The 24,375-nt window shown below is 37.5% G+C and carries 21 protein-coding genes; 4 read left to right on the forward strand and 17 right to left on the reverse strand.

Annotated elements, in window-relative coordinates; translation table 11 throughout:
- Nucleotides 1–134 precede the first annotated feature (134 nt).
- The 7 genes from MKY30_RS22480 to MKY30_RS22510 all read right to left on the reverse strand — a co-directional run bounded on the left by MKY30_RS22480 (nucleotide 135) and on the right by MKY30_RS22510 (nucleotide 8,115).
- The gene (locus MKY30_RS22480; protein ID WP_147210958.1) at nucleotides 135–731 is read right to left on the reverse strand and encodes a YtxH domain-containing protein; all 597 of its coding nucleotides are present in this window, start codon (nucleotides 729–731) and stop codon (nucleotides 135–137) included.
- Nucleotides 732–750: 19 nt separating this feature from the next.
- Nucleotides 751–1,164: a DUF948 domain-containing protein gene (locus MKY30_RS22485; protein ID WP_147210957.1), complete on the reverse strand. Its 414-nt coding sequence runs from the start codon at nucleotides 1,162–1,164 to the stop codon at nucleotides 751–753.
- A gap of 516 nt (nucleotides 1,165–1,680) precedes the next feature.
- The gene (gene murC / locus MKY30_RS22490) at nucleotides 1,681–2,976 is read right to left on the reverse strand and encodes a UDP-N-acetylmuramate--L-alanine ligase (RefSeq protein WP_147210956.1); all 1,296 of its coding nucleotides are present in this window, start codon (nucleotides 2,974–2,976) and stop codon (nucleotides 1,681–1,683) included.
- 382 nt (nucleotides 2,977–3,358) lie between these two features.
- Nucleotides 3,359–5,917 (reverse strand): DNA translocase FtsK, encoded by a 2,559-nt coding sequence (locus MKY30_RS22495; RefSeq protein WP_246145165.1) that lies wholly within the window; start codon nucleotides 5,915–5,917, stop codon nucleotides 3,359–3,361.
- A 132-nt stretch (nucleotides 5,918–6,049) separates the two neighbouring features.
- On the reverse strand, nucleotides 6,050–6,655 hold the full coding sequence (ytpR, locus tag MKY30_RS22500) for a YtpR family tRNA-binding protein (RefSeq protein ID WP_147210955.1): 606 nt from the start codon (nucleotides 6,653–6,655) through the stop codon (nucleotides 6,050–6,052).
- 11 nt (nucleotides 6,656–6,666) lie between these two features.
- Nucleotides 6,667–7,476, reverse strand: coding sequence for a DUF1444 domain-containing protein (locus MKY30_RS22505; RefSeq protein WP_147210954.1), 810 nt, complete (start codon nucleotides 7,474–7,476; stop codon nucleotides 6,667–6,669).
- Nucleotides 7,477–7,791: 315 nt separating this feature from the next.
- Nucleotides 7,792–8,115 (reverse strand): thioredoxin family protein, encoded by a 324-nt coding sequence (locus tag MKY30_RS22510; RefSeq protein WP_147211075.1) that lies wholly within the window; start codon nucleotides 8,113–8,115, stop codon nucleotides 7,792–7,794.
- Nucleotides 8,116–8,385: 270 nt separating this feature from the next.
- Between MKY30_RS22510 and MKY30_RS22515 the strand changes: the two genes are divergently transcribed.
- A complete protein-coding gene (locus MKY30_RS22515) occupies nucleotides 8,386–8,826 on the forward strand; it encodes a YtoQ family protein (protein WP_147210953.1) in 441 nt (146 codons plus the stop codon).
- A 56-nt stretch (nucleotides 8,827–8,882) separates the two neighbouring features.
- Here MKY30_RS22515 and MKY30_RS22520 read toward each other — a convergent pair whose 3' ends face one another.
- Both MKY30_RS22520 and MKY30_RS22525 read right to left on the reverse strand, forming a co-directional pair.
- On the reverse strand, nucleotides 8,883–9,392 hold the full coding sequence (locus tag MKY30_RS22520; protein WP_147210952.1) for a DUF84 family protein: 510 nt from the start codon (nucleotides 9,390–9,392) through the stop codon (nucleotides 8,883–8,885).
- Nucleotides 9,393–9,396: 4 nt separating this feature from the next.
- Nucleotides 9,397–10,461, reverse strand: coding sequence for a M42 family metallopeptidase (locus MKY30_RS22525; protein ID WP_147210951.1), 1,065 nt, complete (start codon nucleotides 10,459–10,461; stop codon nucleotides 9,397–9,399).
- 183 nt (nucleotides 10,462–10,644) lie between these two features.
- Here MKY30_RS22525 and MKY30_RS22530 point away from each other — a divergent pair, with 183 nt between their 5' ends.
- Entirely contained in the window at nucleotides 10,645–10,959 is a 315-nt protein-coding gene (locus MKY30_RS22530; RefSeq protein WP_147210950.1) for a PepSY domain-containing protein, read from the forward strand.
- 67 nt (nucleotides 10,960–11,026) lie between these two features.
- On the opposite strand, the gene MKY30_RS22535 is transcribed toward MKY30_RS22530, so the two are convergent.
- Complete coding sequence (locus MKY30_RS22535; RefSeq protein ID WP_147210949.1) at nucleotides 11,027–11,884, reverse strand: YtnP family quorum-quenching lactonase; 858 nt, start codon at nucleotides 11,882–11,884, stop codon at nucleotides 11,027–11,029.
- Nucleotides 11,885–12,216: 332 nt separating this feature from the next.
- On the opposite strand from MKY30_RS22535, the gene MKY30_RS22540 reads away from it, so the two are divergent.
- Both MKY30_RS22540 and MKY30_RS22545 read left to right on the forward strand, forming a co-directional pair.
- Nucleotides 12,217–12,399 (forward strand): hypothetical protein, encoded by a 183-nt coding sequence (locus tag MKY30_RS22540; RefSeq protein ID WP_147210948.1) that lies wholly within the window; start codon nucleotides 12,217–12,219, stop codon nucleotides 12,397–12,399.
- The gene (locus tag MKY30_RS22545) at nucleotides 12,396–13,865 is read left to right on the forward strand and encodes a sodium:solute symporter family protein (protein WP_147210947.1); all 1,470 of its coding nucleotides are present in this window, start codon (nucleotides 12,396–12,398) and stop codon (nucleotides 13,863–13,865) included. Before MKY30_RS22540 ends, MKY30_RS22545 begins: the two co-directional genes overlap by 4 nt.
- Nucleotides 13,866–13,910: 45 nt before the next feature.
- Here the strand turns inward: MKY30_RS22545 and MKY30_RS22550 are convergent, their stop codons facing one another.
- The 7 genes from MKY30_RS22550 to MKY30_RS22580 form a co-directional block, all read right to left on the reverse strand.
- Complete coding sequence (locus MKY30_RS22550; RefSeq protein ID WP_147210946.1) at nucleotides 13,911–14,099, reverse strand: hypothetical protein; 189 nt, start codon at nucleotides 14,097–14,099, stop codon at nucleotides 13,911–13,913.
- Between the two features lie 222 nt (nucleotides 14,100–14,321).
- On the reverse strand, nucleotides 14,322–15,377 hold the full coding sequence (locus MKY30_RS22555) for an aromatic acid exporter family protein (RefSeq protein ID WP_156985961.1): 1,056 nt from the start codon (nucleotides 15,375–15,377) through the stop codon (nucleotides 14,322–14,324).
- A gap of 279 nt (nucleotides 15,378–15,656) precedes the next feature.
- Nucleotides 15,657–17,042 (reverse strand): NAD-dependent succinate-semialdehyde dehydrogenase, encoded by a 1,386-nt coding sequence (locus tag MKY30_RS22560; protein ID WP_339282491.1) that lies wholly within the window; start codon nucleotides 17,040–17,042, stop codon nucleotides 15,657–15,659.
- 193 nt (nucleotides 17,043–17,235) lie between these two features.
- The gene (locus MKY30_RS22565; RefSeq protein WP_147210943.1) at nucleotides 17,236–18,402 is read right to left on the reverse strand and encodes a hydroxymethylglutaryl-CoA synthase; all 1,167 of its coding nucleotides are present in this window, start codon (nucleotides 18,400–18,402) and stop codon (nucleotides 17,236–17,238) included.
- A 301-nt stretch (nucleotides 18,403–18,703) separates the two neighbouring features.
- On the reverse strand, nucleotides 18,704–21,790 hold the full coding sequence (locus MKY30_RS22570; RefSeq protein WP_339282492.1) for an SMC family ATPase: 3,087 nt from the start codon (nucleotides 21,788–21,790) through the stop codon (nucleotides 18,704–18,706).
- Nucleotides 21,791–21,807: 17 nt separating this feature from the next.
- Nucleotides 21,808–22,974, reverse strand: a complete 1,167-nt coding sequence (locus MKY30_RS22575) for an exonuclease SbcCD subunit D (protein WP_339282493.1) — start codon at nucleotides 22,972–22,974, stop codon at nucleotides 21,808–21,810.
- A 105-nt stretch (nucleotides 22,975–23,079) separates the two neighbouring features.
- Entirely contained in the window at nucleotides 23,080–24,294 is a 1,215-nt protein-coding gene (locus tag MKY30_RS22580) for an EAL-associated domain-containing protein (RefSeq protein WP_339282494.1), read from the reverse strand.
- Between the last annotated feature and the right edge of the window lie 81 nt (nucleotides 24,295–24,375).

The raw sequence follows: 24,375 nt of genomic DNA on the forward strand, positions 1-24,375 counted from the left end.
GAACGTTTCCGCTTTTAAGGGTATAAATACTGTATGTTTTCCTTGTGGAAACGATTGAGCTGTACTATTGTACCTGGAAAATTTATTCAAAAAAACATTGATGAGTATTTTCCTCATCAATGTTTTTTTAAGTATTATGATTTTTTATTTACTTCTTTTTTCACTTCATTGGCTGCCTGCTTTGTTTCTTTTTTTACTTCTGCTGTTTTTTTAGAAACTGTTTCTTCAGCTTCTGCTTTTTTATCTGCAGCCTCTTTTTTTACATCTTCTATTTTATCTGATATTTCTTCTTTTAAGTCAGATGCTTTATCTTTTGCATCGTCCAGCTTGTCTCCAGCAGTATCTTTTAAATCTTCTGCTTTATCCTGAGCATCACTTAGTTTGTCTTCTACAGCACCTTTTAAATCAGCTGTTTTCTGTTTTACGTTTTCTGTAATTTCCTGAGATTTACTCGCAACTGTTTTTGATAAGTCTGAAGTTACATCCACAGCTTTTTTTGTTAAATCAGAAGTTGCCGAGTATGCTTTGTCTTTTAATTCTGATCCTTTTTCTTGAGCTGTTCCTGCTAATTCAGTGGCACGATTTTTCACCTGAATTGCTCCATCATTAATATCCCCGCGCAGTTCTTTCCCTGATTTCGGTGCAAGTAATAATGCGGTAGCAGCCCCTACAAAGCTCCCTACAAGTGTACCAATAATAAAATCCTTCGTGTTAATTTGATTATCTGCCATCTTTATAACCTCCTGAGATTTAATTAGAATTCGTTTTGCGCTTATTCCAATACTCAAAAATCGAAGCGCCCCATTTAACTGCCTGAGCAGCTTTTTCCTGATCCTCTTTTGAGTGCTTAGAAATAATATTGGATAATTGCTGTAATGACTTATTAAAGTCCTCTACTGTATCACCTATTCCCTTTGCTCCCTGAATTAAACCATCAAGTTGAGAAGATTTTTGAGTTAAATCATCTACAAGTCCTTTAGATTTCTCAACAACCTCTGTTGCTTCTCCGGCAACTCCCTGCACTTGATGATTAATCTTACCTAAGGTGTTACGAACTTCGTCCATCGTTTTTTTAGTGTTAACTAATAAAATGACCATATAGACCATTAAAATGAGCAAGGCAACTATGGCAATCGCCAGTGCACTATAGAGGATAACTTCCATATACTATCACTCCTTTGTTCCTTATTCGTCTGTGCCGATTAAAAGCTTTATAAGGGATAAGTATGTACTTCTTAAAAAGGTTGTCCGAGCAGCCAGATATAATGCAGCAAACAGTACACGTTCCCTGTTTATACCCGTTCTACGGAAAAGCACAATTATTTACCTCTTTAAAGTATGCATGATGGATGCAGAATCATTTCTCAGAAGCAGCTCTGCTTCAGCCAAACCACATTTCATGCCAGTTCAATCTGTGCCATAATTTATTCTTACCCTGCTTTTTCTAAGAATAAACTACATTTCCTCTTAAAAAGATTTAATCCTTATTTCTATTGTATCTTATTTTTCTGTTTAAATACAACACCAACCTTATTTACTGGCTAAGGTTAAATAAATATTATATGCCTTTAAGGCAGATTTCTATTTCCTAATTGAGATACTATATACTCGATATTACCTCCTCATAAAATAACTTTGCATAATAAAAAAGCAGTGAACTCAGAGTTCACTGCTTTTTTATTATGCAAATGTTTTTTCGTAGGATTTCTGGAATTTTTGGATATCTCCAGCACCCATAAAAATTAACACGCTGTCTTTATATTCTTGTAGTACCTCTGTATGTTCTAAATTTAAAATATCACTCTCAGGAATAAGATTTTGTAAGTCTTCAATGGTTAATTGACCGGATTGTTCACGCGCCGATCCAAAAATATCACATAGATATACTTTATCCGCCTGATTCAGACTATCTGCAAACTCTTGCAGGAATGTTTTTGTCCGCGTAAATGTATGCGGCTGGAATATAGCAACCACTTGCTTTTGGGGATATTTTTTCCGCGCTGTTTCAATTGTTACCGCAATCTCTTTAGGATGATGCGCATAATCATCCACTACAACCTGAGAACCAATTTCCTTCTCCGTAAAACGGCGCTTTACCCCTTTAAATGTACTTATTTCTTTCATACATTCTACCGGCAAGCCTTCATAATGGCATATTGCTATGACTGCAAGTGAATTTAAAACAGTATGGTTACCAAATGTAGGAATAAAGAAATGTTCATAGTAGGTGCTTCGAACAAACACATCAAATTCCGTACCATGCTCTGTCTCTACAACATTTTTTGCCTGGAAATCATTTGTTTCATTAAATCCATAATAAATAATTGGTACTTTTGTGTGTATACCCTGCAGCTCTTCATCATCACCACAGGCAACAATTCCTTTTTTCACGCGGTCAGCCATTGATTGGAAAGCATCTACAACATCATCTAAGCTTGTAAAATAGTCTGGATGATCAAAATCAATATTTGTCATAATCGCATAATCCGGCTCATATCTTAAAAAGTGTCTGCGGTATTCACATGCTTCAAAGGCAAAATATTTACTATCAACATGTCCACGTCCTGTCCCATCTCCAATTAAATAAGAAATAGGATAAGCACTCTCTAAAACATGCGATAGTAAACCTGTAGTTGTTGTTTTCCCATGTGCACCCGTAACAGCAATACTTGTGTATTGTTTTAACCATTCTCCTAAAAATTCATGATACCAATAAAATTTGCAGCCTTGCTCTTTTGCTTCTTTAATTTCAACATGATCCTCCGGAAAAGCATTTCCAGCAATAATTGTGTAATCTGATTTAATATTATCCTTTGAGAAAGAAAAGATAGGGATATTTTTTTCTTCTAAAGAGACCTGTGTAAAGATACGATTATCAATATCTGATCCTTGTACCTTCTCACCTGAATCATGAAGGATTTGCGCTAATGCGCTCATCCCTGTACCTTTTATACCTATAAAATGGTAAGTTGTCATAAAACGAACCTCCAACGTTTTTTCATCTATTCATTTTCATGTCATTTTGTCTATAATTATTAGCATTTTTTTCCATGGTGTGGGTAACCGCTATCCCATTCAATGGATTATAACAAATAAATTACTTATTTTAAAGCAAAATTTTTTATTTCAAAGCTTTTGAAAGCAAATGTAAGAATACTGACCGTTCTTATAAAGAAAAAAACTATTTCTGCATAACTGAATGCCTATATCTCATTCTATACAGATAATGTATCAGATGTGCTTTTGCCTCAAAATTTCTTCCCTTTTTAAAAAGCTCCCTTTATATTTTAGTAACTTTCTAGAATTATAGCAACTTTTTTCGCTCACTTTTTTCTTGCATCAAGAAAGAAGAGACAGCTTACATACTGTCTCTCTGTGTTTTTGTAATTAAAATCTCCCGCGCACGGCTTCCATTTTGACCAGAAATAATTCCTCTTTGTTCTAATGAGTCAATTAATCTTGCTGCACGGTTATAGCCTATTTTAAAATGCCTTTGCAAGGAGGACGTGCTTGCACTATTCTGTTGTAATACAAAGTCGATAGCAGCATCTAAGAGGTCATCTTCCTCTTCATCTATCTGTATTTGTTCTAACAGCTCTTCCTGTTCAAACAGATACTGTGGTTCAGCCATTGATTTTGCATAATTTGCAACACGTTCTATTTCCTCATCGGACACAAACGGGCCCTGTAAACGAACACTTTTACCAGCTCCATTTTCTACAAGAAGCATATCTCCTTTTCCAAGTAATTTTTCTGCACCACTGGAATCAATAATGGTTCGTGAATCTACTTGAGAAGATACACTGAATGCAATTCTTGTAGGTATATTTGCTTTAATCAGACCTGTAATAACATCTACTGATGGACGCTGTGTTGCAAGCAGAAGATGAATACCGCAAGCTCTTGCTTTTTGAGCAATTCTGCTGATTGCATCTTCGACATCCTGTGGAGACATCATCATTAAATCTGCCAGCTCGTCTATGACAATAACAATATACGGCATTTTTTTATCCGTTCTTCCTTCACGCATCATTTTTTGATTGTATCTGCCAATATCTCTTACTCCTTCATTGACAAAACGGTCATAACGATCCTCCATTTCTGCTACAGCCCATTTAAGACTTTGTGTAGCAGCTTTTACATCTGTAATAACAGGCGAAACAAGATGAGGTATACCATTATATGGAGCCAGCTCAACCATTTTCGGGTCAATCAAAAGAATCCTTACATCCTCATGACTGGCATTGTATATTAAGCTCACTAGAATTGTATTGATACAGACACTTTTACCGGAACCGGTAGCTCCTGCAATCAAACCATGCGGCATCTTATTAATATCAATTACTTTGGGCATCCCTTCAATCGTGAGACCTAGGGCTACACTCAACGGAGACCGGCTGTCTTTAAAATCATCTGATTCAATAATACGCTGGATCCCTACCATTTCAGGATGCAGATTAGGAACCTCAATACCTACAGTGTTTTTTCCCGGTATAGGTGCTTCGATACGAATATCCTTCGCAGACATATTTAATTTTAAATCATCTGCCAAATTTTTTATTTTACTAACCTTCACACCCATCTCCGGCTGCACCTCAAAGCGTGTTACAGCTGGTCCCTGCGTTGCTTTCACTACCTTCGCCTTTACCTGGAAATGCTTCAATGTTTCTTCCAGCAGATTTTGCTGCTCTTCAAGCCATTCCTCATCCTCTTCTGTGGATTTAACAGGAGGATCATTTAATAAATGTAAAGGAACATCTCTCGTTTTTTGCTCAAGAGGCGTAGCAGTAATTGTATTAGAAGGTACTGTGTTTTCAACATGTGCTTTGTTGATTTTTTCTTCTGCTTTACGCAGCTCCCCTTCCCGCTTTTGATGTGCTTCCTGCAATCTCTGAAATGTTTCCTCACGTTTTTTCTGTTCATGTAAATTCTTTTTATCCCGCGGAGTCATCATTACATTAAAAGCCGTTGCAGTATTGGTTCGCTTACTATAATCAGGTTTTTGGTTACCGGCTGTTGTATGAATTGGATTTCTTTTTTGAGATTGAGCATCCTTTTCCTGTATGGAAGTTTTTTCCTGATCAGCTGTTTCTTTTATTTCTGTATCCTCTTCAGTACTGACTTCCTGCTCTTCTTCTTTTATTTGCTCTAATTCTGTATCCTCTGCTGAACTATCCTTCTGGAAGCTGTTTGATTTACTTTCTTCCTTCAATAAATCAGTTTGTTCTTCCTCAGAATGATATATTGCATTATTTGATGACAGCAGTATCTCCTGCTCTTTCGCCAGTGCTTCAGAATGGACAGCTGTATCTTCTATAGCAGCGGCTGCTTCATAATCTGTTTGATAGTTCGTTTCTTTTCTTTGATAAGCAGGCACTTCATGAAGTAATTTAGACTCTCTTGACTGAAAACCGTAAATTGGGGATGGAACCTCAGTCGGCTGAAAAGGAACATCCGGATTTTTCTTATAAACTTTTCTGCCCGTTTTATTTTCTTCCTGCAATTTATTACGTGTATGCAGCGAAGGTTCTTTTCTTCTTTGATTTGGCAATGTACGGAGATTCTTTGAGTTTTTATCTGAAATGGTTTCTTTTCTTTGCCTGTTCTCTTTGTTCTCTCTATTTTCTCTGCTCTCTCTGATTTGCCTTCTTTCTCTTCTTTCCTGTACAATTTCTTGATTTCTTCTTTTGTAGCTTGGTTGTTTGTCAATTGGCTGTTCTTTCTTTTGATCAACAGTATCAGGAATTACCGGAAACTTAAATGTTCGTCCGGAAGGATAATGGTATGTCATTTTTGTCTGGATATTTGGTTGTTTTTCAGAGTCTTCCACTTCAACCTCAATTAATTCTTCTACTTCCACTTCTTTTGTAAATATGTTTTTGAGCCGTTCTTTCCATTGCTCCCACCACATATGCATTCACTCATTTCCTTAATTGTTCATACTGTTTATTTTAGCAGTTTTTTACGGGTATTTACATTATTCCTGCGATAAAGTTCAGCTTTGATCTACCTGTTAAAAAATCCCCTGCTGGCACAAGGGATTTGTAAGTTAAAATGTAAATTCTTCACCAATTTGATAAGCATCGTCTAGTACGTAAATACCTTTTTCCTGCGGTGCATTTGGTAAGCCCAGTTCTTTTTGCGAACAAACCATTCCATTGGAAGGTACGCCTCTTAATTCAGATGCTTTTATTTTCATACCGCTTGGCATTGTCGCACCTACTTTGGCTACCACAACCTTTTGGCCTTCATCAATATTAGGGGCACCACAAACGATTTGTAAGGTTTCTTCTCCAACATCAATTTGACATACACTTAATTTATCCGCATTTTCATGAGCCAGTTTTGACTTAACAAATCCTACTACAAATTTCGGACGCAAATCAAATTCAAGGGGGTCATCTATACCTTTTTGCTGGAAAAGTGTACGAATTTCTGCTAAAAAATCCTCTGTTAAAGGAATGGCACCCTTTTTTTCATCTAAATTAAAATATGTGGAAGCTTGAAAGATATTATATCCAAGCACTTCCCCCTCTATTGAAGTTATTTTTGTAATATCATCATTTGTTTCTTTCTTCCATTCGTATCGGTTTCCTTCTTTAATAGGGAGAATCAATACATCTCCGATTCCCTGGCGGTTATAAAAAACATCCATCACATTCACTCCTAATTTTTCTCAGGTCTATTTTTCGCCAATATAAATACTGGCTCTAATTTTTTATTTTCATAAACAAATGGCAAAGAAGTAATCGGAATTCTTCCATCTGCAAAAAACTTCATGGTCATCTGTGCTAAAATATCATAACCTGTTTTATTTTGAATGTCACCTAAAATAAGAACATCCTGATGTGGTACAGCAACGGTTAATTCCCCTTTTGCATTCGCAAGCATTTCTTCTAAAAATGCTTCATTTAAAATGCGGCTGGCATCGTAACCGTCCTGTGTTGCGAGAAAATAGAAATCATTTCCTGCTACCTGGTCCACTTTGGGCTGATAAGATAGAGAACGAATATTAAAAGCCGCTATTTCATCCAGCCTTTCCTTAGTCCATTCTTCTTCCCCTAATAATTCTTCATCAATAAGGCGGTAAGATTTTCCTAAATCAAGTGCATAGAAAACCCTTGTTTCTGCAGTGTGATCCTTAAAAATAAGCTTTTTTCCTGCCTTTGTTTTCGTTGGGAAAGAAGGAGAACGCAGCACTGGAAAAATCTGTTTCTCCATTCCTTTTAAATGCTGTGTCTGATTCATGATTTTCAGAGCTTCGTGAACATGCTCCACAATTTCATCGACAGCTTCCATACCCCGCTCATTGTATTTAGCAATTAAGTTAGGCAGGGAAACCGTCATTCCTTCTTTTGATTCTTTCCACTCAATTCGCACTGCATCATCATCACGCTTGTACACAATCCGATAATCGGGATTTTTCAATTCATCCTCCAGCAGATGCTTCATCTTGATGCTGGTCATTTTTGCCATAAAAATGCCTCCTTGTTTATTTAGAAAGCCCCTCTAAAAGTGCGTGTTCAAAAAGTCCGATAAACAGGGCCAAGAAGTTCAAGGCGACGAATTTTTTCCGGACGGACTTTCACAAGACGTGATGACTTCTGTGTTGTCCACAACAGAAGTTCCTCTATGCCTAACAATACGTGAGTAACGCTTTTGGTGGGACGAGTAATCGCAGTCCCATCGGAAAAAATTCGTCAACGCACTTCCGCAGGATGCGGTGGCTTCTGCGTTGCCCACATGACGTGGGCGTTATTAGTAGAAGTTCCTTTTATCGCCGTGTCATTTTTATTGGGCTTTTTGAACATCCTCTAAAAAGGATTCAATTTCTTCTTTCGTTTTTCGATCCTTACTAACAAACCGGCCAAGCTCTGCTCCTTTTTCAAACACAAGAAAGCTTGGAATGCCATAAATATCATACTCCTGGCACAGTTCAATAAAATTGTCCCGGTTCACCTCAATAAATTCAAATTGCGAATATGCTTCTTCTATTTCAGGCAATACCGGTTCAATCACACGGCAATCCGGACACCAGCCTGCAGTAAATAAAAAAACAACAGGTCCTTCCTGAATATACGCATTAAATTCTTCTGTATTTTGTAATTCTTTCATTTTAAACACCCTTTCTCTTTCTCTATAATAGCTTGCTGCCCATTTTCTTTCAATCAAGTTACCTTGTTTCATCTTTCCCTGAAGAAAATCTGTTTAGCAATCGTTCAAGATTACACTATGCTAGTTACATTAATTATCATAGGTTGTTATTTCTTCTTCGACACAAATAACATTTTCACAAAAAAACCTTTTGTCATAAGTAATCAAATAACTTAACAAGATTTAAAAAAACATTTACTATAAAGATAACATTGATTGGGAGGGATTGGAATGAATTTAACTGTTTATCTGGCTGGACAAATTCATGATAATTGGAGAGAAGAGGTTAAAAAGCTTGCCGAGGAAAAAAAGCTTCCTTTAACATTTGTTTCCCCGCAAACAAATCATGATCGTTCTGATGATATTGGTGAGGCAATTTTAGGAAAACAGCCTGGTAATTTTTATCGCGATGATGCTGCTTCAAGTGTTAATAATTTCCGAACACAGGTTTTAATGCAGAAATCAGATCTTGTTATTGCGTTATTCGGAGAAGAGTATAAGCAATGGAATACTGCCATGGATGCAAGCACTGCTATAGCTTTAGGAAAACCAACGATTATTATTCGCCCAGAGAAATTAATTCATCCTTTAAAAGAGCTGTCAAATAAAGCAAATATTACCGTAGAATCTGTAGAGCAGGCTTTAGATGTTATTGCGTATATCTACGAATAAGTAAATTTTGGTGATTAACAAAAAACAGGCCCGAAGGCCTGTTTTTTTATTGTTAACTATTTATTTGCAAAATCAAGCTGTCCTTTAAGAAGCTGTACAACATGTGTAAACATATCTTCTCTTGACACAAGGTTATTTGTAAAAATACCAATCGCACCTTCATGACTGCGGACATTTTCTTTTTTTGTATATGCGTCCATCACAACACTTAATTCACCAGCTGTTTTAAGTTCTTTTTCAAATTCTTTTGGAAGAGCTATTCTTGCTCCACTTGCTGTAAACAGTTCTCCGTCTGCTGTAGCCAATGCTCCCCAGTTACAGAGAAATAATGTATCATCTACATACATTACTCCTCCTTCTAAACCGATTCCTATTGAACCAGCCTCGCCTGATATGCACCCCTTCGCACGATTAATCGCACCAATTCGTGTTTCTTCATCTGAAAAAGGCTGAACAGAAACATTCGATGGAACTTCCAGTGAGTTCACCTCAAAATTAGAAAAGACATTTCTTACAGCCTCTACTTTTGTCGGATTCTTCGAGCCTATAATAACAGTTTGCTGCATTTTGTCAGCTCTGCTTTAACCCGGAAACAACTGTCTCATCAGTTGTTTTAACAAGTTTAACAATTAATTCTTTCGCAGCCGCATAATCATCTACATGAATAATGGATGCTGATGTATGAATATATCTTGAGCAGATTCCGACAACTGCTGAAGGGACTCCATCACCAGATAAATGGACACGACCAGCGTCAGTACCGCCTGGAGAAATAAAATATTGATAAGGAATATTATTCGATTCTGCTGTGTCGAGTACAAACTCTCGCATACCTTTATGCGTAATCATCGTACGGTCATAGATACGCAATAAAGCTCCTTCTCCTAATTGTCCAAATGCTTTCTTATCTCCGGATGCATCATTTGCCGGCGAAGCATCTAAAGCATAAAAAATATCAGGCTTTATCATATTAGCTGCCACTTGAGCTCCACGTAAACCTACTTCTTCCTGTACAGTTGCACCAGAATAAAGCTGGTTTGAAAGGGTTTCTCCCTGCAGTTCTTTTAAAAGCTCAATGGCTAAGCCGCAGCCATAACGATTATCCCAAGCTTTCGCCAGGATTTTCTTCTTGTTAGCCATTGGTTCAAATGGCGTAATCGGAACAATAGTATCTCCTGGTCGGACACCGATACGTGCTACATCCTCTTTATCATCCGCTCCGATATCAATTAACATATTTTTTATCTCCATCGGCTTGCCACGTTGTGCATCTGTCAGTAAATGCGGCGGAATAGACCCGATAACTCCAATAACCGGCCCTTTTTTTGTCATCACCTGGACACGCTGGGCCAGCATAACCTGACTCCACCAGCCCCCCAATGTCTGGAAGCGGAGCATTCCGTTATCCGTAATCTGTGTCACCATAAAGCCGACCTCATCCATATGCCCTGCTACCATCACTTTAGGCCCTTTACCATTTTTCACGCCAAATACTCCACCTAAATTATCCTGAATAATTTCATCGGAGTATTTTTCCAGTTCTTGTTTCATAAAATTACGAACGGCATGCTCATTACCTGGTGCGCCCTGTAATTCTGTTAAATTCTTAAACAATGTAAGCGTTTCTTTATTCATTAAAAAGCCTCCTAAGTATATTACTGCATCGACTAAAAAACTGTATTAACACTACTGCAAGTATACTCGAAAAAGTGAAACTCTTTCCAGTATTTATGTTCAATTGTTTGTATTTCTCCGTCAAATTACGATATACTACACATATAGCAGACATTGAATCTTACTAAAACAGAGGTGAATAAATTGAGCAAAAAGAAGGTATTACTTGCAGCAGCAATCGGTATTGCTATCGGATATATTGCACGTGAACAAGTAAGTAATCAAACAAAAATCACTCCAGAAAAAGCATTAAATCATGCAAAAGAAATGTTTAAACGTAATGGACCTATCAGCGGCTCCTGGATTTACATGAAACCGGAAGAATTAGAAAGAAACGGTCTGCTTTACGATGTGTACCGCGGTGGAGTAACCAGAAATATTGATGGTGCTAACAAACAATTTGATTTCTACGTAGACATAGAAACCGGCGCAGTTATAGATACAGAAGCAGCCGTTTAATACAATGCTTATTCAGGGCAGCTTTCTCTTTTAGAGATTGCTGCTCCTTTTATTTTCACTCTACCGTTTATTTATAAGCGTAGCGCATACGCTTTATCTGATCTATTATTTCTCCTGTTTCATTAAACTTAATTGCCCTGAAATACGCATCATGATAAAAAGTAAACCATGCATTTTCTTTATAGCCCTGATTCATCCAGTATTCTTTTTGTAATACGGATTGGACAGGGTAATCATCATATGCAAGAACCCAGAGCTTATTTTGATGTGCATGCGTCGGCATAATATCTGCCATATGTAAAAAGCTCTCCTTATCATCTTGGAACCGAATAATAGCGTGTCCATCACTATGACCGCCGGTATGGACCATCGTTAATCCTGATAAAATTTCCACTTCATCTGTAAAGGTACAAATTTGTTCACTAATCGGCTTCCAATTTTCCTCCCAATACGTATTTACCGACCGGATATTAGGGTGTCGCATCTCATCCCACTCCACCTGAGAAACATAAATTTTTGCTTTTTTAAACACAGATTCATATTTTTCTTCATCAGTAAGCTTTGTTAAACCATTCGCGTGATCATAATGAAGATGTGTCATTAATACGATCTCAATGTCATCAACAGTAAGCCCCAAATCCAGTAAAGATGCTTCTAATTTCGTTTCTTCCAACACCCCAAAATTTCTTTTCTGTTTCTCAGATAATTTATTCCATCCAATTCCTGAATCAATCAGCAAATAAGAGCCATCCAACTCCATTAAAATAGGATCTGTACGCAGCTCGATTTGATTTTTTTCGTTATTTGGATATTTTCTCTCCCACAACGCCTTTGGCACTACACCAAACATAGATCCGCCATCCAGATGTGTTACGCCCCCATTCAGCCAAGTGAGCTTTGCTCTGCCAACCTGTAAAGTTTCCATCTTAATCCTCCTTTTTTCTTCTAAGTTTATCTGATAAATCAACATCTCGCAAACGCTGTCATAAGAATCAAAATGTACGGTTTAAACACATATAACTAATCCCCTATTCTTTGGCTAAAGCTTTCCTTATCCCTTTACCAGAAGTCAGGTTTTAGCTGTTTTTTCATTTAAGCGTTGTTTACTTTCACCATTCGGAAAATCGCAGTTTAAAAATTATATTTTCACATTCACAAAAAAATGTGGCAAATTTATGAACTATCTGCTATGATTGTTAACGAATTCACATTCTTTTTCTTGTGAATTGAATCACATATATAAATGGAGGTATTAACATGAAGGAAAAAAGCTTAGCGATTATTATTGGAATTATTGTTCTTGCTGCTTTTATTATTCCATTTACACTTCTTAAAGACGTTGAAAAATGGTATGGAAGCTTTCTTTTTTGGTTGATATTAACTTTAATTGTAATCGCATGCAATACAATACTGACAAAAGATTGGGGCAATGAGGAATGAACGTGTCGCTTATTTGGTGGGGATTAGGAATTTATATTGCTGTATCTGTTTTTATCGCTTTTTTATCACGGACCGGCAAACAGACTAATATGGGAGCTTATTTCCTGGGAGACCGAAAAATGGGAGGTTTTGTTTCTGCATTAAGCTATAGTGCTACTACATACAGTGCATTTATGCTGGTCGGATTAGCAGGACTTACCTATCGTGGCGGTATCGGTGCACTAGGCTTCGAATTAATTTATTTAATGGGTGTATCGTTAATCTCATTTTTTGGTCCGCGTTTTTGGATTGTGGGCAAAAAATATGGATATATTACACCTTCTGAAATGATTGGTGATCGTTATCAAAGTAAAGCTGTGGCCATTGCAATTGCTATTAGTAACTGTCTTTTTCTCATCCCATATAGCGCCGTACAGCTGGCTGGTGTAGGATATTTACTACAGGGGGTATCAAACCAGCAAATCTCTTTCAGTAGCGGGGTAATTATCGCTGTCATTTTAGCAATTATATTTGCTTATATAGCCGGAATGCGCTCCGTTGCCTGGACAGATTCTCTGCAATCGCTATTTATGATTATCGGATCCACTTTGGTTGTCCTCTTTTTAATTCATGAGTTAGGCGGTTTCGCAGGATTCTTTCAGCAGCTGGAAACTAATCATCCTGAAATGCTGACAGTGCCTGGTAATGGCTATTTTAGCTTTTTAACATTTATTGGATTAACCATACCATGGTTTTTCTTTAGTATTTCCAATCCGCAAGTCAGTCAACGTCTGTTTATGCCCGCTTCTTTAAAAAGCATGCGGCATATGCTGTTAGGATTTATGATATTTGGATTGATTTATACCTTTGTATCCATATTCTGGGGTTACTCCGCTTTCTTACTGGAGCCAGGCCTGGATAATCCTGATTTAGCAACACCTGTTGTACTGTCTTCATCAGCAATACCGCCTGTTTTGGCTGTTATTGTAATGGTAGGTATTATTGCCGCTGCAGTCTCAACCATTGATTCTATACTGCTTACATTATCATCTATGTTTGCAAAAGACGTATATGGAAATATTCGCAAGGATACCACAGATCGCGTGCAGCTTAAGATTGGAAAATTTATTATTCCTGTTATTGCCTTGCTGGCTTATTTATTCGCAGAACTGCAGTTGGATTTGATCGCAGTATTATCCGTTGCTTCCTCTGCCGGCTTAATCGTTGTTGTTCCGGCTATTATCGGCGCATTCTTTTGGAAAAGAGGAACAGCTGCTGCTGTATTAGCGAGTACCATCATCCCCGGTACCCTTGTTCTGATTTTAGAGCTGCTGCAGGCAAAACCGTTCGGACTAGCTTCTGGCCTATGGGGGCTTATTCTATCAACATTACTGTTCATCTTTGTTAGTTTATTCACAAATGCTCCAACACAAAAGGCGAATGAATTTATTGATTATATAAAGGAAAACCTTCAAAATAAAAAATAATAAAATCCATAAAAATCGTGTAGATAGAGTTACCTACACGATTTTTTATGTTAATGAAGAAAGCATTTGATGCTGCTGCTTTTTAACAATTTTCATTTGTTCTTCTATTTGTATCCGCAGATCTTCCGGGATATGCTCCTGTTTGCTTTGCTGTAAAGTCTGGTAGGTTTCCTCATACCGTTCATACATATAATAAAGATTTTCTAGTTCATGACGAGATAAAAAACGTACCAAATTGATACTCCCCCTTCTATATATAGTATTACTACTATATACAAAACAGGAGATAAATATACCTATTTTCCTGGTATTGACAAGCAAAAATTTACCGCAGATAAACTTTTTTATAGAGGAAGAACAAAAGCTCTTGCGAAATGAATTTTCGTTTTATATTTCCTTAAACATAAAACGAAGGAGACTGCGATGTCACAATCTCCTTCGTCTCATATCTATGCTTTATATTTTGCCATCTGCATGTAATCCTTTTTTACGGACATATTTTTCCAACTTATCCAGTTCATAAAAAAGTTCTACGATACTATTCGCAACAGGAAAAACATAATGCCATTTTTCATAGTCTGTACCCTGCAATGCATCAATTAAATTATTAATCGTTACACCCATCGCCTGTTTTGTCTCTTTTTGTAAATCTCGGTCCAAGACGATGCGGTCTTCATACATAAGGAAGACATTTTCACTATAGTTATTGATTTCACTGACCAATTTTTTAATCAAGAAGGATTTACCGGCTGCCATTTGTTCAATTTCCTTTAAATTTTTCTCCAGCTCTACAATCAGTGTATGCTTTTTCCGTAATACCTGTATCATTTGCTTATAGATCACAATATTCCGGAAAAACGATCTTCGTTTTCGAATAAATAATCTATTTTTTTCATCTGTAATAATATCAAAATAGTCTCTTATTTTATTTATTTGCTTCTCCACTTTTCTTTCTTCATCACGAATTTGCGGTACACTCATTGTATTGCTCGGAATAACCCGCAGAAGAAAATGAGAGCTCTCACTGGCTTCCTTAATCATCTGAAACAGAATCTTTTGATGGTTTGGGGGATTTACAAATACATTAACAATAAAAGCAGAAAGCACCCCAATGGCTACCAGAGATACACGGGATAAAATATACACAAAATTAATATGATCTCCGTGACTTGCTACCATCATACTGACAATGGTTAAAACCGTTAAATTAATTGTTTTGGTCAAGCCCAGCTTGATATTAATTGCAATTGATAATATAACAACTGCCCCGACTGAAATAGGGTGACTTCCGAGTAAAAACACCCCTAAGATGGCGAGCGTTGCTCCGACAGAATTTCCAATAACTACTTCTTTAATATAATTAAATGAGCGCATAATAGACGGCTGCATTGCTATAACAGATGCAATCGCTGCGATAACAGCATATTCCATATCAAAAAAGCTTGTAATTAATAATGTTAATGTTACTGCCAGCCCTGTCTTTAACATCCTGGGGCCAATATTAAATTCCATTCACCTGCACCTCTCTAGAAGTAGTATACAGCTTTCCTTCAAACGTGTCACGGAAATAAAACACCGTTTTTTCTTGTGAATTTGAAAGTAAAATGATTCAAATACATTTACCTTCTATTTCATTTGATAAGCTTTATCAGACTGAATCCCGGCTTCTGAAGCCAAAGATTCAGTCTGTAAAAGATACTTGCCTGCACTTAGATATTTTTCAGGAATTAGAAATAATATATAGTTATTTTCAATTACAAGCATTTTACTGCATACATTTTCAGATGCGGATTATAGCTGAATGGACAGATATTTTACCTCAACATATTCATCAATTCCGTGGTGACCGCCTTCCCGGCCGAGTCCGCTCTCTTTAAATCCTCCAAATGGAGCTTGTGCTGTTGAAGGTCCTCCATCGTTAATACCCACAATGCCATACTCTAATTGCTCGCCAACCTCAATTGCTGTAGTGAGGTTTTCCGTGAATAAATATGCTGCTAATCCATAAGGAGTATTGTTAGCACGTGCAATAACCTCCTCCTTGGAGTCGAACGTGGTGATCGGAGCCAAAGGGCCAAAGGTTTCTTCCTGCATACACAGCATCTCATCATTTACATTAGTTAATACAGTCGGAGCAAAAAATAAACCTTCATTTGCTTTTTCATCACCTAACAGTTTTTCTGCTCCTTTGTTCAGAGCGTCCTTAATATGCTCCCGCACTTTTTCAACTGCTGACTGATCAATTAAAGGACCAATTTCTACTCCTTCTTCTAATCCATTCCCTACTTTAAGCTGTGCTGCTTTTTCTGCAAAAGCCTTTGCAAACTCCCGCTCAATAGACTCATGAACATAAATTCTATTTGCACAGACACAGGTTTGCCCCGCATTACGATATTTAGAAGCAATTGCTCCATCTACTGCTTTTTCAATGTCTGCATCCTCCATAACAATCAACGGAGCAAGGCCGCCAAGCTCCAGAGAAATCTTTTTCACAGTATCAGCAGATTTTCGCATTAATAATTTTCCTACCTCTGTCGAGCCTGTAAATGATATTTTCCGAACACGCGTATCCTCCATCCAGGCATCACTAATTTCACTGGAGCTTCCTGTTACAATTTGAAGCACGCCCTCTGGAATTCCTGCCTCTATCGCAAGCTCGCGCAGACGAATAGCTGTTAAAGGTGTGGCGCTCGCCGGTTTTACAACTGCCGTACAGCCGGCTGCCAATGCCGGTGCAACCTTGCGGGTAATCATTGCGGCTGGAAAATTCCATGGTGTAATCGCTGCAATGACACCAACAGGCTGACGGGTGACAACAATTCTCTTATCTCTCGCTGTTGCAGGAATTGTTTCGCCATAGAGCCTTTTTCCCTCTTCTGCGTACCAGGCAATAAAGCTGTTGGCATATTGAATTTCTCCGGCTGCTTCCTTTACAGGTTTTCCTTGTTCCATTGTCATGATTTCAGCTAATTCGGATTCATGCTGTTCAATAAGTCTGTGCCATTTATTTAATAAAGCACTTCTTTCATAGACGGATTGTTTCGACCATGCTGGAAAGGCTTCGTATGCTTTATCAACAGCTTGCTCAGCCTCCTTTTCCCCACCTTTTAAGACCGTATCCACTACCTCACCTGTTGCCGGATTCGTTACTTCAATAACTTCTTTACTTTTTGTCATTAGAATACCCTCCAACTTTCATGATATGCTTCACTCTACCCCAATTATACATCTTGAAATCATCAATTCCACCTATTTGAATGAATATAAAATGAATATAAGCTGATAAAAATACGTTTCCTTCACATTCACTTTTTATTTTTCAACAAAAAAACTCCCTGACAAAAGTTATTGCCCGGGAGATTTTATATTCCTATTTAGCTGCATAGCTGCGAATGTGATCTTTTACACCGGCTAAACAGATTTTTGCCGGATCTTCATCAATATTCAGCTGTTTCTCACTGCCATCTGTTGGAAGTGATTCTTCAAATACTTTCTCATATGCTGCTACAGAAATACATTTTCTATTTGCAAACATTGCTTGGTGCTCTGCTGTCTGCAGATGCTTTTTATAGTCCGGCTGCAGTTTTCCGGAGAAGAATTCACCGACAGCTCCAGAACCGTAGCTGTATAAACCGATCGTATCTCCTTCTTTTAACTCATCCTGATTTTCTAATAATGAAATCAGACTGAGGTAAAGAGAGCCTGTGTAGATATTGCCTACATTACGATTATATTTCGTACTGATTTGATAATTATTTTTTAACCTTTCCTGTACTTCCTCAGGTGCATCCTCAATCACTGTACGCAGTGCTTTCCAGCCCATTTTTGTATATGGTAAATGAAAAGCTATTGCGGCAAAATCCTCTAAGCTTCTACCAGTTTGCTCCTGGTAGTCTTTCCATACTTTTTGGAAGAAAGCAATATATTGTTCATTGGAGTATTTCCCATCCACATACGCTGTTGTGGAATATACCGGTCTCCAAAAATCCATAATATCCTCTGTATAATATGTGCTTTCACTTTCCAGATCCAGTAATCTTGGAGATGCACTTACTAAAATAGCCACTGCACCAGCGCCTTGCGTCGATTCACCAGGGGTATTCAACCCGTAACGTGCAATATCAGAAGCTAATACAAGAACTTTTTTATCCGGGTGAAGCGCAATATGCCCTTTTGCCATTTGAATTCCCGCAGTTGCACCGTAGCAAGCCTGCTTCAGCTCCACCGAGCGTGCCCTTGGATTCAAACCTAATAATTGATGTATATAAACAGCAGCTGATTTGGAATGATCTACTCCAGACTCTGTTCCAAAAATAACCAAATCTATTTTCTCTTTATCTTCATCATCTAAAATCTGTTCCGCTGCATTAGCTGCTAAAGAAACTGGATCTTGTGTCACTGGTGGAACAGCCATTTCATCCTGTCCCAAACCAACGGTAAATTTACCTGGATCAATTCCCCGTTCTTTTGCTAAATCATTCATATCTACATACAGATGCGGTGCATAAAACCCTAGTTTATCGATTCCAATCTTCACTATTATTCCTACCCTTCTCCTTACTAATATGAGGCTGCTTTAAAAAGCTCATATCCTGCGTTTTCAGTAAATCAAAACTTTATATACTTGGTGCAATAAAAATTCTCCCGAGATGTAAAACAATATCATATCGGGAAGAAGCCATTATATTTCCTTGGCAATATATTTCTTAATTATTCAGATGTCAATCCAAAACAATTATTGTCGAAAAATACAATAATTAAATGATAATACAAGGATTGTTTAAATAGCAAACAAAATAGCGTTATTTTATCTTTTAGCAGATTAATCACGGAGCCATTTATTTAACAATTATTTCTGTTTTACTGAATCCTTCTTTTGTTTTATGAACTTCTATCGCTGCCGGAAAAACATCCTTCAGCTCCTGCACATGCGAAATAACACCTATCATTCTTCCGGATTGCTGCAGCTGTATAAGCGCATCAATCGCTTTAAGCAAGGATTCTTCATCCAATGATCCAAAGCCTTCATCAATAAACATTGTCTGAATAACAATATTCCCCTGGAAGCTTTGAATGACATCACTCATACCAAGTGCAAGACAAAGAGAGGCATGGAATTTTTCTCCTCCAGACAATGTTTTTACATCTCTGGTCTGCCCTGTGTATTGATCATAGACATCTAATCCTAGTCCACTTTGTTTTCCACGTGATTCCTGGCGGTCACTTCTCGTCAGATAGAATTGTCCATTGGAAAGATCGTTTAAGCGCAGATTTGCAGCCTCAATAATTTGCTCTAGATACTCCATCTGCAGATACCGTTCAAAAGATATCTTTTTGGGATTTTGTCCCCGCAGAGTATCATATAAATCTGTTATTACCATCCGCTTTTTCTCCACATTTGCAGCTTGAAGATCAAATTCCTGTAACTGGTTTATATAAAATGTCATGTCCTTCTTTTCCTGCTGCAGCTGCTGCAGCTTTTCAAGATTGACTTTTGTTTCTTGCTTCCATTTTTCTAAGACAGTTTCTATCTCCGATACATCTTGTTTTGATTTTCCTTCCAGCTTCTTCTTAAGTTCGGAAATTTGTTTTTCTAATTGATAGCCTTGTTTTTCATAATCAGCAAGCCTTTTTCTCACAGACTCATAAGTAGATTCATCCCACTTTACTTGCTGATATGTCAGCTCTGTAAAATCTGCCTGCTCTAACTTCTCCTGAAAGATTTTCTCTAAGTTGTCTATTTTCTGTTTCCGTTTTATATGATTTTCTCGCAGGTTATGCACGTCAGCCGTCCATTTTGTAAATGCTTCCTGTACGTTTCTATAGTTTTCCTGCACATCTGTCCAGCGCTTTTCCATTTGTTGCTTTTTGGTTCTTAAATTGCTGATTTCAGCTTCCAATTTGGAAAGAATGCGTAAGCTCTCTGGAATCTGGGTGAATTGCTGCTGATAAACCGCCCTCTTACTTTGATAATCAGTTTGAAGCTGACTGACCCGGCTACTTTGTTCATTAACAGCAGTGTCACTTTGCTTTTGTTCCTGACGCGTCCTTGCTAATTCTTTTTTACATTCAGTTAAGCGTGCTTTAGATTGCTCCAGACGACCTTCCTCGCTTTTTTTCTTCTTCCCTTTCTCAACGATTTCCTGATATTTTTGCTCCGGGTTAGAAAATTCCAATTCGTGCTGAGTAAGCTCCTGTTCTAATGCTTGTTTTTCTGATTGATAAGCTTTTATATTTGCAGCAAGTTCCCGCCAAACAGCTTCTTTTTCATCCATCCGTTTTTTTGACTGTTCCAGCTCCTCTTTGGTGACTTCTGCTTCCTTTGTTGCAGCTGGCGATGGGTGCTTTAAGCTGCCACAGACCGGACAAGGCTCACCATCATGCAAATGCACAGCTAATACATGTGCCTGATTAGCAAACCAGGCTTGTTCCAGCCGTTTATAGCCTTCTTTCTCCTTCAGGTAAACAGCTTCTTTATTCTTTAAGGCTGCCTCACCTGTTTGTATTTGCACTACTTTTTCTTTATATTTTTTCATCAGCATTGCCTGCTCGCGGAGCAGTCTTAATTCGTCCCTTACTGCCTCCAGCTTATCTGAATCTTTATCTAACAGTTCTTCTTCTTTTTCCAGGCGGTCGATTTGTTTACTGCGTAACTCATGGCGCTCTTTTAATTTATCTAACTGTGATTCTCCCTGCTTTAATTGGGCATCTAGTTTCTGAATCTCCATTTTTTTTTCTTCTAATTCTTTTACAACAGGCAAAAAGCCTTCCAGACGATTTACTTCTATTGATATTTTATCCCGTTCTCCCGCATTTTCCTGTTCTTTTTTAAAATCAACTTCTGCCTGCTGTTTTTGATTTTCCATTTTTGTCTGTTGTGCTTCCAGCTGCTGCAGCGCTTTGTCACCTTCTTCGAACTCTTTACTTGCTTCTTTCAGCTGATGTTCATATGGAATAATCAACTTTGCCTGCTCTGCCGCAGACACTTCACTTTTTAATCTATCCATTTCTTTAGCTTGTTCTTTCCATGATGTGAAATGATTCTGATGCATCTCCAGTTCAGAAAAATTCTCATTAACCTGTTTTGCATGGAATAATTGATTTTGAACATATTCCTGCTGCTTTGTTGCTTCTTTATAGAAACTGTCCACTTCTTCGATAGTCTGTTTATTCTTTCTCAATTCTAATTCCAGTACCTCAATAATCTGATTTGCATTAACATGCTCTCTGCTTGCCAGTTCATGTATATCAGAATCATCCGCAAGCTCCAAAGAAAAAATTTGCGCACGCAGCTGCTCCATCCGATTTAAAATACGCTGATTTTCTTGCTCTAATTTTGCTTTCTTCTCTTTAAGCAGTTCATTCATATATTTATAATGCTCTGTTTTGAACAAGCGTCTTAATATTTCTTCTTTGTTTTCTGTACCGGAAGTAAGTAATTTACGAAATTCCCCTTGTGGAAGCATTACAATTTGTTTAAATTGATCCGGTGTCAGACCGATAATCTCTTCTACTTTTTGATCAATTTCACTTACCATTTGCCTGTCTACACAGGGAAATTCCCCTTCTTCTCGTATTTCATAAAATTCACATTTATCTCCAGTCTTACTTTTATTCCCTTTCTTAACATGACCAAGCTGACGAAAAATACGATATGTTTTATCCTGTATTTGAAAAACAAGCTCAGCCGATGTATGTATATCTTCATCTGCAAAGTCACTGCGCAGCATGCGTTGATCTTCCCGATCAGATCCACTTGCTTTCCCATATAATGCAAAAGCTATTCCATCAAATAACGTGGTCTTCCCTGCTCCCGTTTTCCCTGAAATCACAAAAAGTGTATTCCCCTGAAGCTCGTCAAAGTCAATGGTTTCTTTTTCTTTATAAGGCCCAAAAGCATTTAATGTTAGTCGTAATGGCTGCATTCTATTTTCACCTGCTTTTATCTGGATGCTTTCCGTTCACTGGCTGCATCCTGAATTTCTTGAAATAATTCATTCATAATTTGATTAATTTCTTCTGATGCTTCCTTCTCCGTCACTTCCTGATAAAAAGCATCAAATAATTCCATTTCACTTAAGCTCGTCTTCGGAGCCTGATTCTCTGTGTAATTATTTGCACCTGTTGTTGTTCTGATTCTTTCAACATGCATGGCGTTTGGAAAAATAGAACGTACCTTTTCCATTGGCGATAATACCGGCAGCTCATCCAGTAATTGCACAAATACATAATCTTCACTTCGCGGCTGTTTATAAATATCCTCCATCTTCATTTTTAAAGAACGGATTTCCCGTTTAGGAATAAGGAGCTTCTTCTCCACCTGAATTTCCCCTTTTTCATCCAATTCCACTACTAAATATCCTTTTTTATGATGTTCCTCTGATAAGGAATATTTCAGTATTGACCCGGAATATCGGATTTTTTCTTCTAATACATGATGAGCCTGGTGGAGATGCCCCAGAGCCGTATAATGAAAATCTTTAAACAGATGTGCATCAACATGCTCTGCACCGCCGATGGATAAGGGACGTTCAGAATCACTTGTATTTTCCTCTGTCTCGCCAAAAGGAGTTACAAAGGCATGTCCAACATAAACATGACGCGCTGCCGGATCCATATTTTCTTTTATGCGATTAACCAGAAAAGCATTTGCATCCTGATGATTGCGGATATCCTCTTCTTGAAACAAGGCTTTCACCACACTCGGATCCGCATACGGATTAAGATGAAAATGTACTTCACCAAATTCATCTGAAAGAATAATCGGCTTTCGATTTTCCGACAATTGCCCAATAATATGATAGCCATTTTCTTTCATCAGCCGGCTGCCAAAATGAAGTCTGCCTGGACTATCATGATTCCCCGCAATCGCTAAGACAGGTATACCTAATTGATTAATAATCCTGCCCAAAGTTCTATCCAATAAATCAACTGCTTCCACTGGCGGTACGGCACGATCGTATAAATCTCCTGCAATAATAACTGCATCTGGACTCTCTTTTTCTACCGTCTCAACAAACTGATCCAGAATAAACGCCTGGTCTTCAGTCATATACACTCCTTGTACCAGCTTACCTAAATGCCAATCTGCTGTATGAATTAATTTCATTTTGCAACCTCCCGACGAACCATACTTCCATTTGATTTTCATATTTCTTTTTCACAAAGTTATTCCGGCTTGTAAAGTCCTGTTGTATGTACAGAACCCTTTTATTTATAACAAGCCTTCTTTTTCAATCAAATAACTATAAGGAATATCAAAAAATATATAGCGCTGGTGCGACAACGGATAAGCATAGGTTCTAATCAGCTCTGAACGTTCAATATCTGTATATAAATCAGATAAAATTCCTTTTTTTTCAATATTCATCCGCATAATATTTTCGAAAAAATATGGACGCCAGCTCCAATTTTTATGCATTCCCTCTTGTAATAATATCCAATTCCCCTGACTATCCTTCTCTACATTTGCTGATACTTGTAATCCAACGCTATTACAGATATATATACGAAATACAAAATCTTCACAGCCTTTAGCAAGCTTTAGTAACCAGGCATCATCATTTCCTGGTCTCACCTGTGACAAAAGCCCGTTAATAGTTCCATGAACTAAATCTAATAATTCAAATTGCGCTTTGGCCTTCTGTTGTTCATAGGTTACGAATTCTCTAAAATACTCGGTTAATTTACTTTTACAGCAACCTTCCTCAATAAACTCCTGCTGCGGCGAAGTCAGGTAACTTCCCTGGTAATATTCTCCCCCGCTTTTCCAGGCAAAGTTCAATTGATTATAAGAACGTATTCCTTTAAATAATAGAGATGCACCTATTTTTCTGGATAGCATCGATACACCAAAATAAACATCCTTATACAAATGCGGCAGGAAATCATCCTTTAAAAATGATGTATCTACTTTTATAAAAGAAGGATGTAAAATAGCTAATTGATTTAAACTGCCATTCGGATAAGCTAATTCAATACTAATTTTAACTCCTAAAGTTTTTAAATATTTAATGATATGATTTAGCTGATCCATGTTGCCGGTCAGACAAATATCTTTAATTTCCAGAATTATTTTATTCAGATCTAATCCATTTTCTTGATAATCATGAAGTAAATTAATGAATGTTTCACCATTATCACGAACGAGTAATTCCGCATCATAATAAAAAGAAAGGTATCCTGGATAATTTTCCTGTAATTTCTTTTCAATCGCTTTTTGATGAATGTATTGATTAACTTCCAGACGAAATTCATCCGGTATAGAAGTATCATCGAAGAGCCAATCCAAACGCTGCTTTCTGCCATTTTCATCTAAAAAATAAGCAATTACTTCATAGCCGCTGATCAGCTGCTTGTCTGCACGGATAATTGGTTTATAATAAGGAAGTAATTGTTCTAAATCTATTAAAATATCTAGTGGATCCATACTGACTCCCCCTTCATGTCATTATATCATATTCCATTTTAAACCTTTTTGCGTATATTTTTATACGGATATTTTTACATA

Origin of the sequence: Oceanobacillus sp. FSL W8-0428 (assembly GCF_038004405.1) — a bacterium.
GTDB lineage: Bacteria > Bacillota > Bacilli > Bacillales > Amphibacillaceae > Oceanobacillus > Oceanobacillus sojae.

Excerpts from the sequence above, each read along its gene's own strand:
- MKY30_RS22480 (WP_147210958.1), bottom strand. The coding sequence starts at position 731 with ATGGCAGATAATCAAATTAACACGAAGGATTTTATTATTGGTACACTT.
- MKY30_RS22505 (WP_147210954.1), bottom strand. The coding sequence starts at position 7,476 with ATGGCAAAAATGACCAGCATCAAGATGAAGCATCTGCTGGAGGATGAA.
- MKY30_RS22555 (WP_156985961.1), bottom strand. The coding sequence starts at position 15,377 with ATGGAATTTAATATTGGCCCCAGGATGTTAAAGACAGGGCTGGCAGTA.
- MKY30_RS22545 (WP_147210947.1), top strand. The coding sequence starts at position 12,396 with ATGAACGTGTCGCTTATTTGGTGGGGATTAGGAATTTATATTGCTGTA.
- MKY30_RS22520 (WP_147210952.1), bottom strand. The coding sequence starts at position 9,392 with ATGCAGCAAACTGTTATTATAGGCTCGAAGAATCCGACAAAAGTAGAG.
- murC (WP_147210956.1), bottom strand. The coding sequence starts at position 2,976 with ATGACAACTTACCATTTTATAGGTATAAAAGGTACAGGGATGAGCGCA.
- MKY30_RS22495 (WP_246145165.1), bottom strand. The coding sequence starts at position 5,917 with ATGCATATGTGGTGGGAGCAATGGAAAGAACGGCTCAAAAACATATTT.
- MKY30_RS22515 (WP_147210953.1), top strand. The coding sequence starts at position 8,386 with ATGAATTTAACTGTTTATCTGGCTGGACAAATTCATGATAATTGGAGA.
- MKY30_RS22540 (WP_147210948.1), top strand. The coding sequence starts at position 12,217 with ATGAAGGAAAAAAGCTTAGCGATTATTATTGGAATTATTGTTCTTGCT.
- MKY30_RS22485 (WP_147210957.1), bottom strand. The coding sequence starts at position 1,164 with ATGGAAGTTATCCTCTATAGTGCACTGGCGATTGCCATAGTTGCCTTG.
- MKY30_RS22510 (WP_147211075.1), bottom strand. The coding sequence starts at position 8,115 with ATGAAAGAATTACAAAATACAGAAGAATTTAATGCGTATATTCAGGAA.
- MKY30_RS22575 (WP_339282493.1), bottom strand. The coding sequence starts at position 22,974 with ATGAAATTAATTCATACAGCAGATTGGCATTTAGGTAAGCTGGTACAA.
- MKY30_RS22560 (WP_339282491.1), bottom strand. The coding sequence starts at position 17,042 with ATGACAAAAAGTAAAGAAGTTATTGAAGTAACGAATCCGGCAACAGGT.
- MKY30_RS22525 (WP_147210951.1), bottom strand. The coding sequence starts at position 10,461 with ATGAATAAAGAAACGCTTACATTGTTTAAGAATTTAACAGAATTACAG.
- MKY30_RS22535 (WP_147210949.1), bottom strand. The coding sequence starts at position 11,884 with ATGGAAACTTTACAGGTTGGCAGAGCAAAGCTCACTTGGCTGAATGGG.
- ytpR (WP_147210955.1), bottom strand. The coding sequence starts at position 6,655 with ATGGATGTTTTTTATAACCGCCAGGGAATCGGAGATGTATTGATTCTC.
- MKY30_RS22580 (WP_339282494.1), bottom strand. The coding sequence starts at position 24,294 with ATGGATCCACTAGATATTTTAATAGATTTAGAACAATTACTTCCTTAT.
- MKY30_RS22570 (WP_339282492.1), bottom strand. The coding sequence starts at position 21,790 with ATGCAGCCATTACGACTAACATTAAATGCTTTTGGGCCTTATAAAGAA.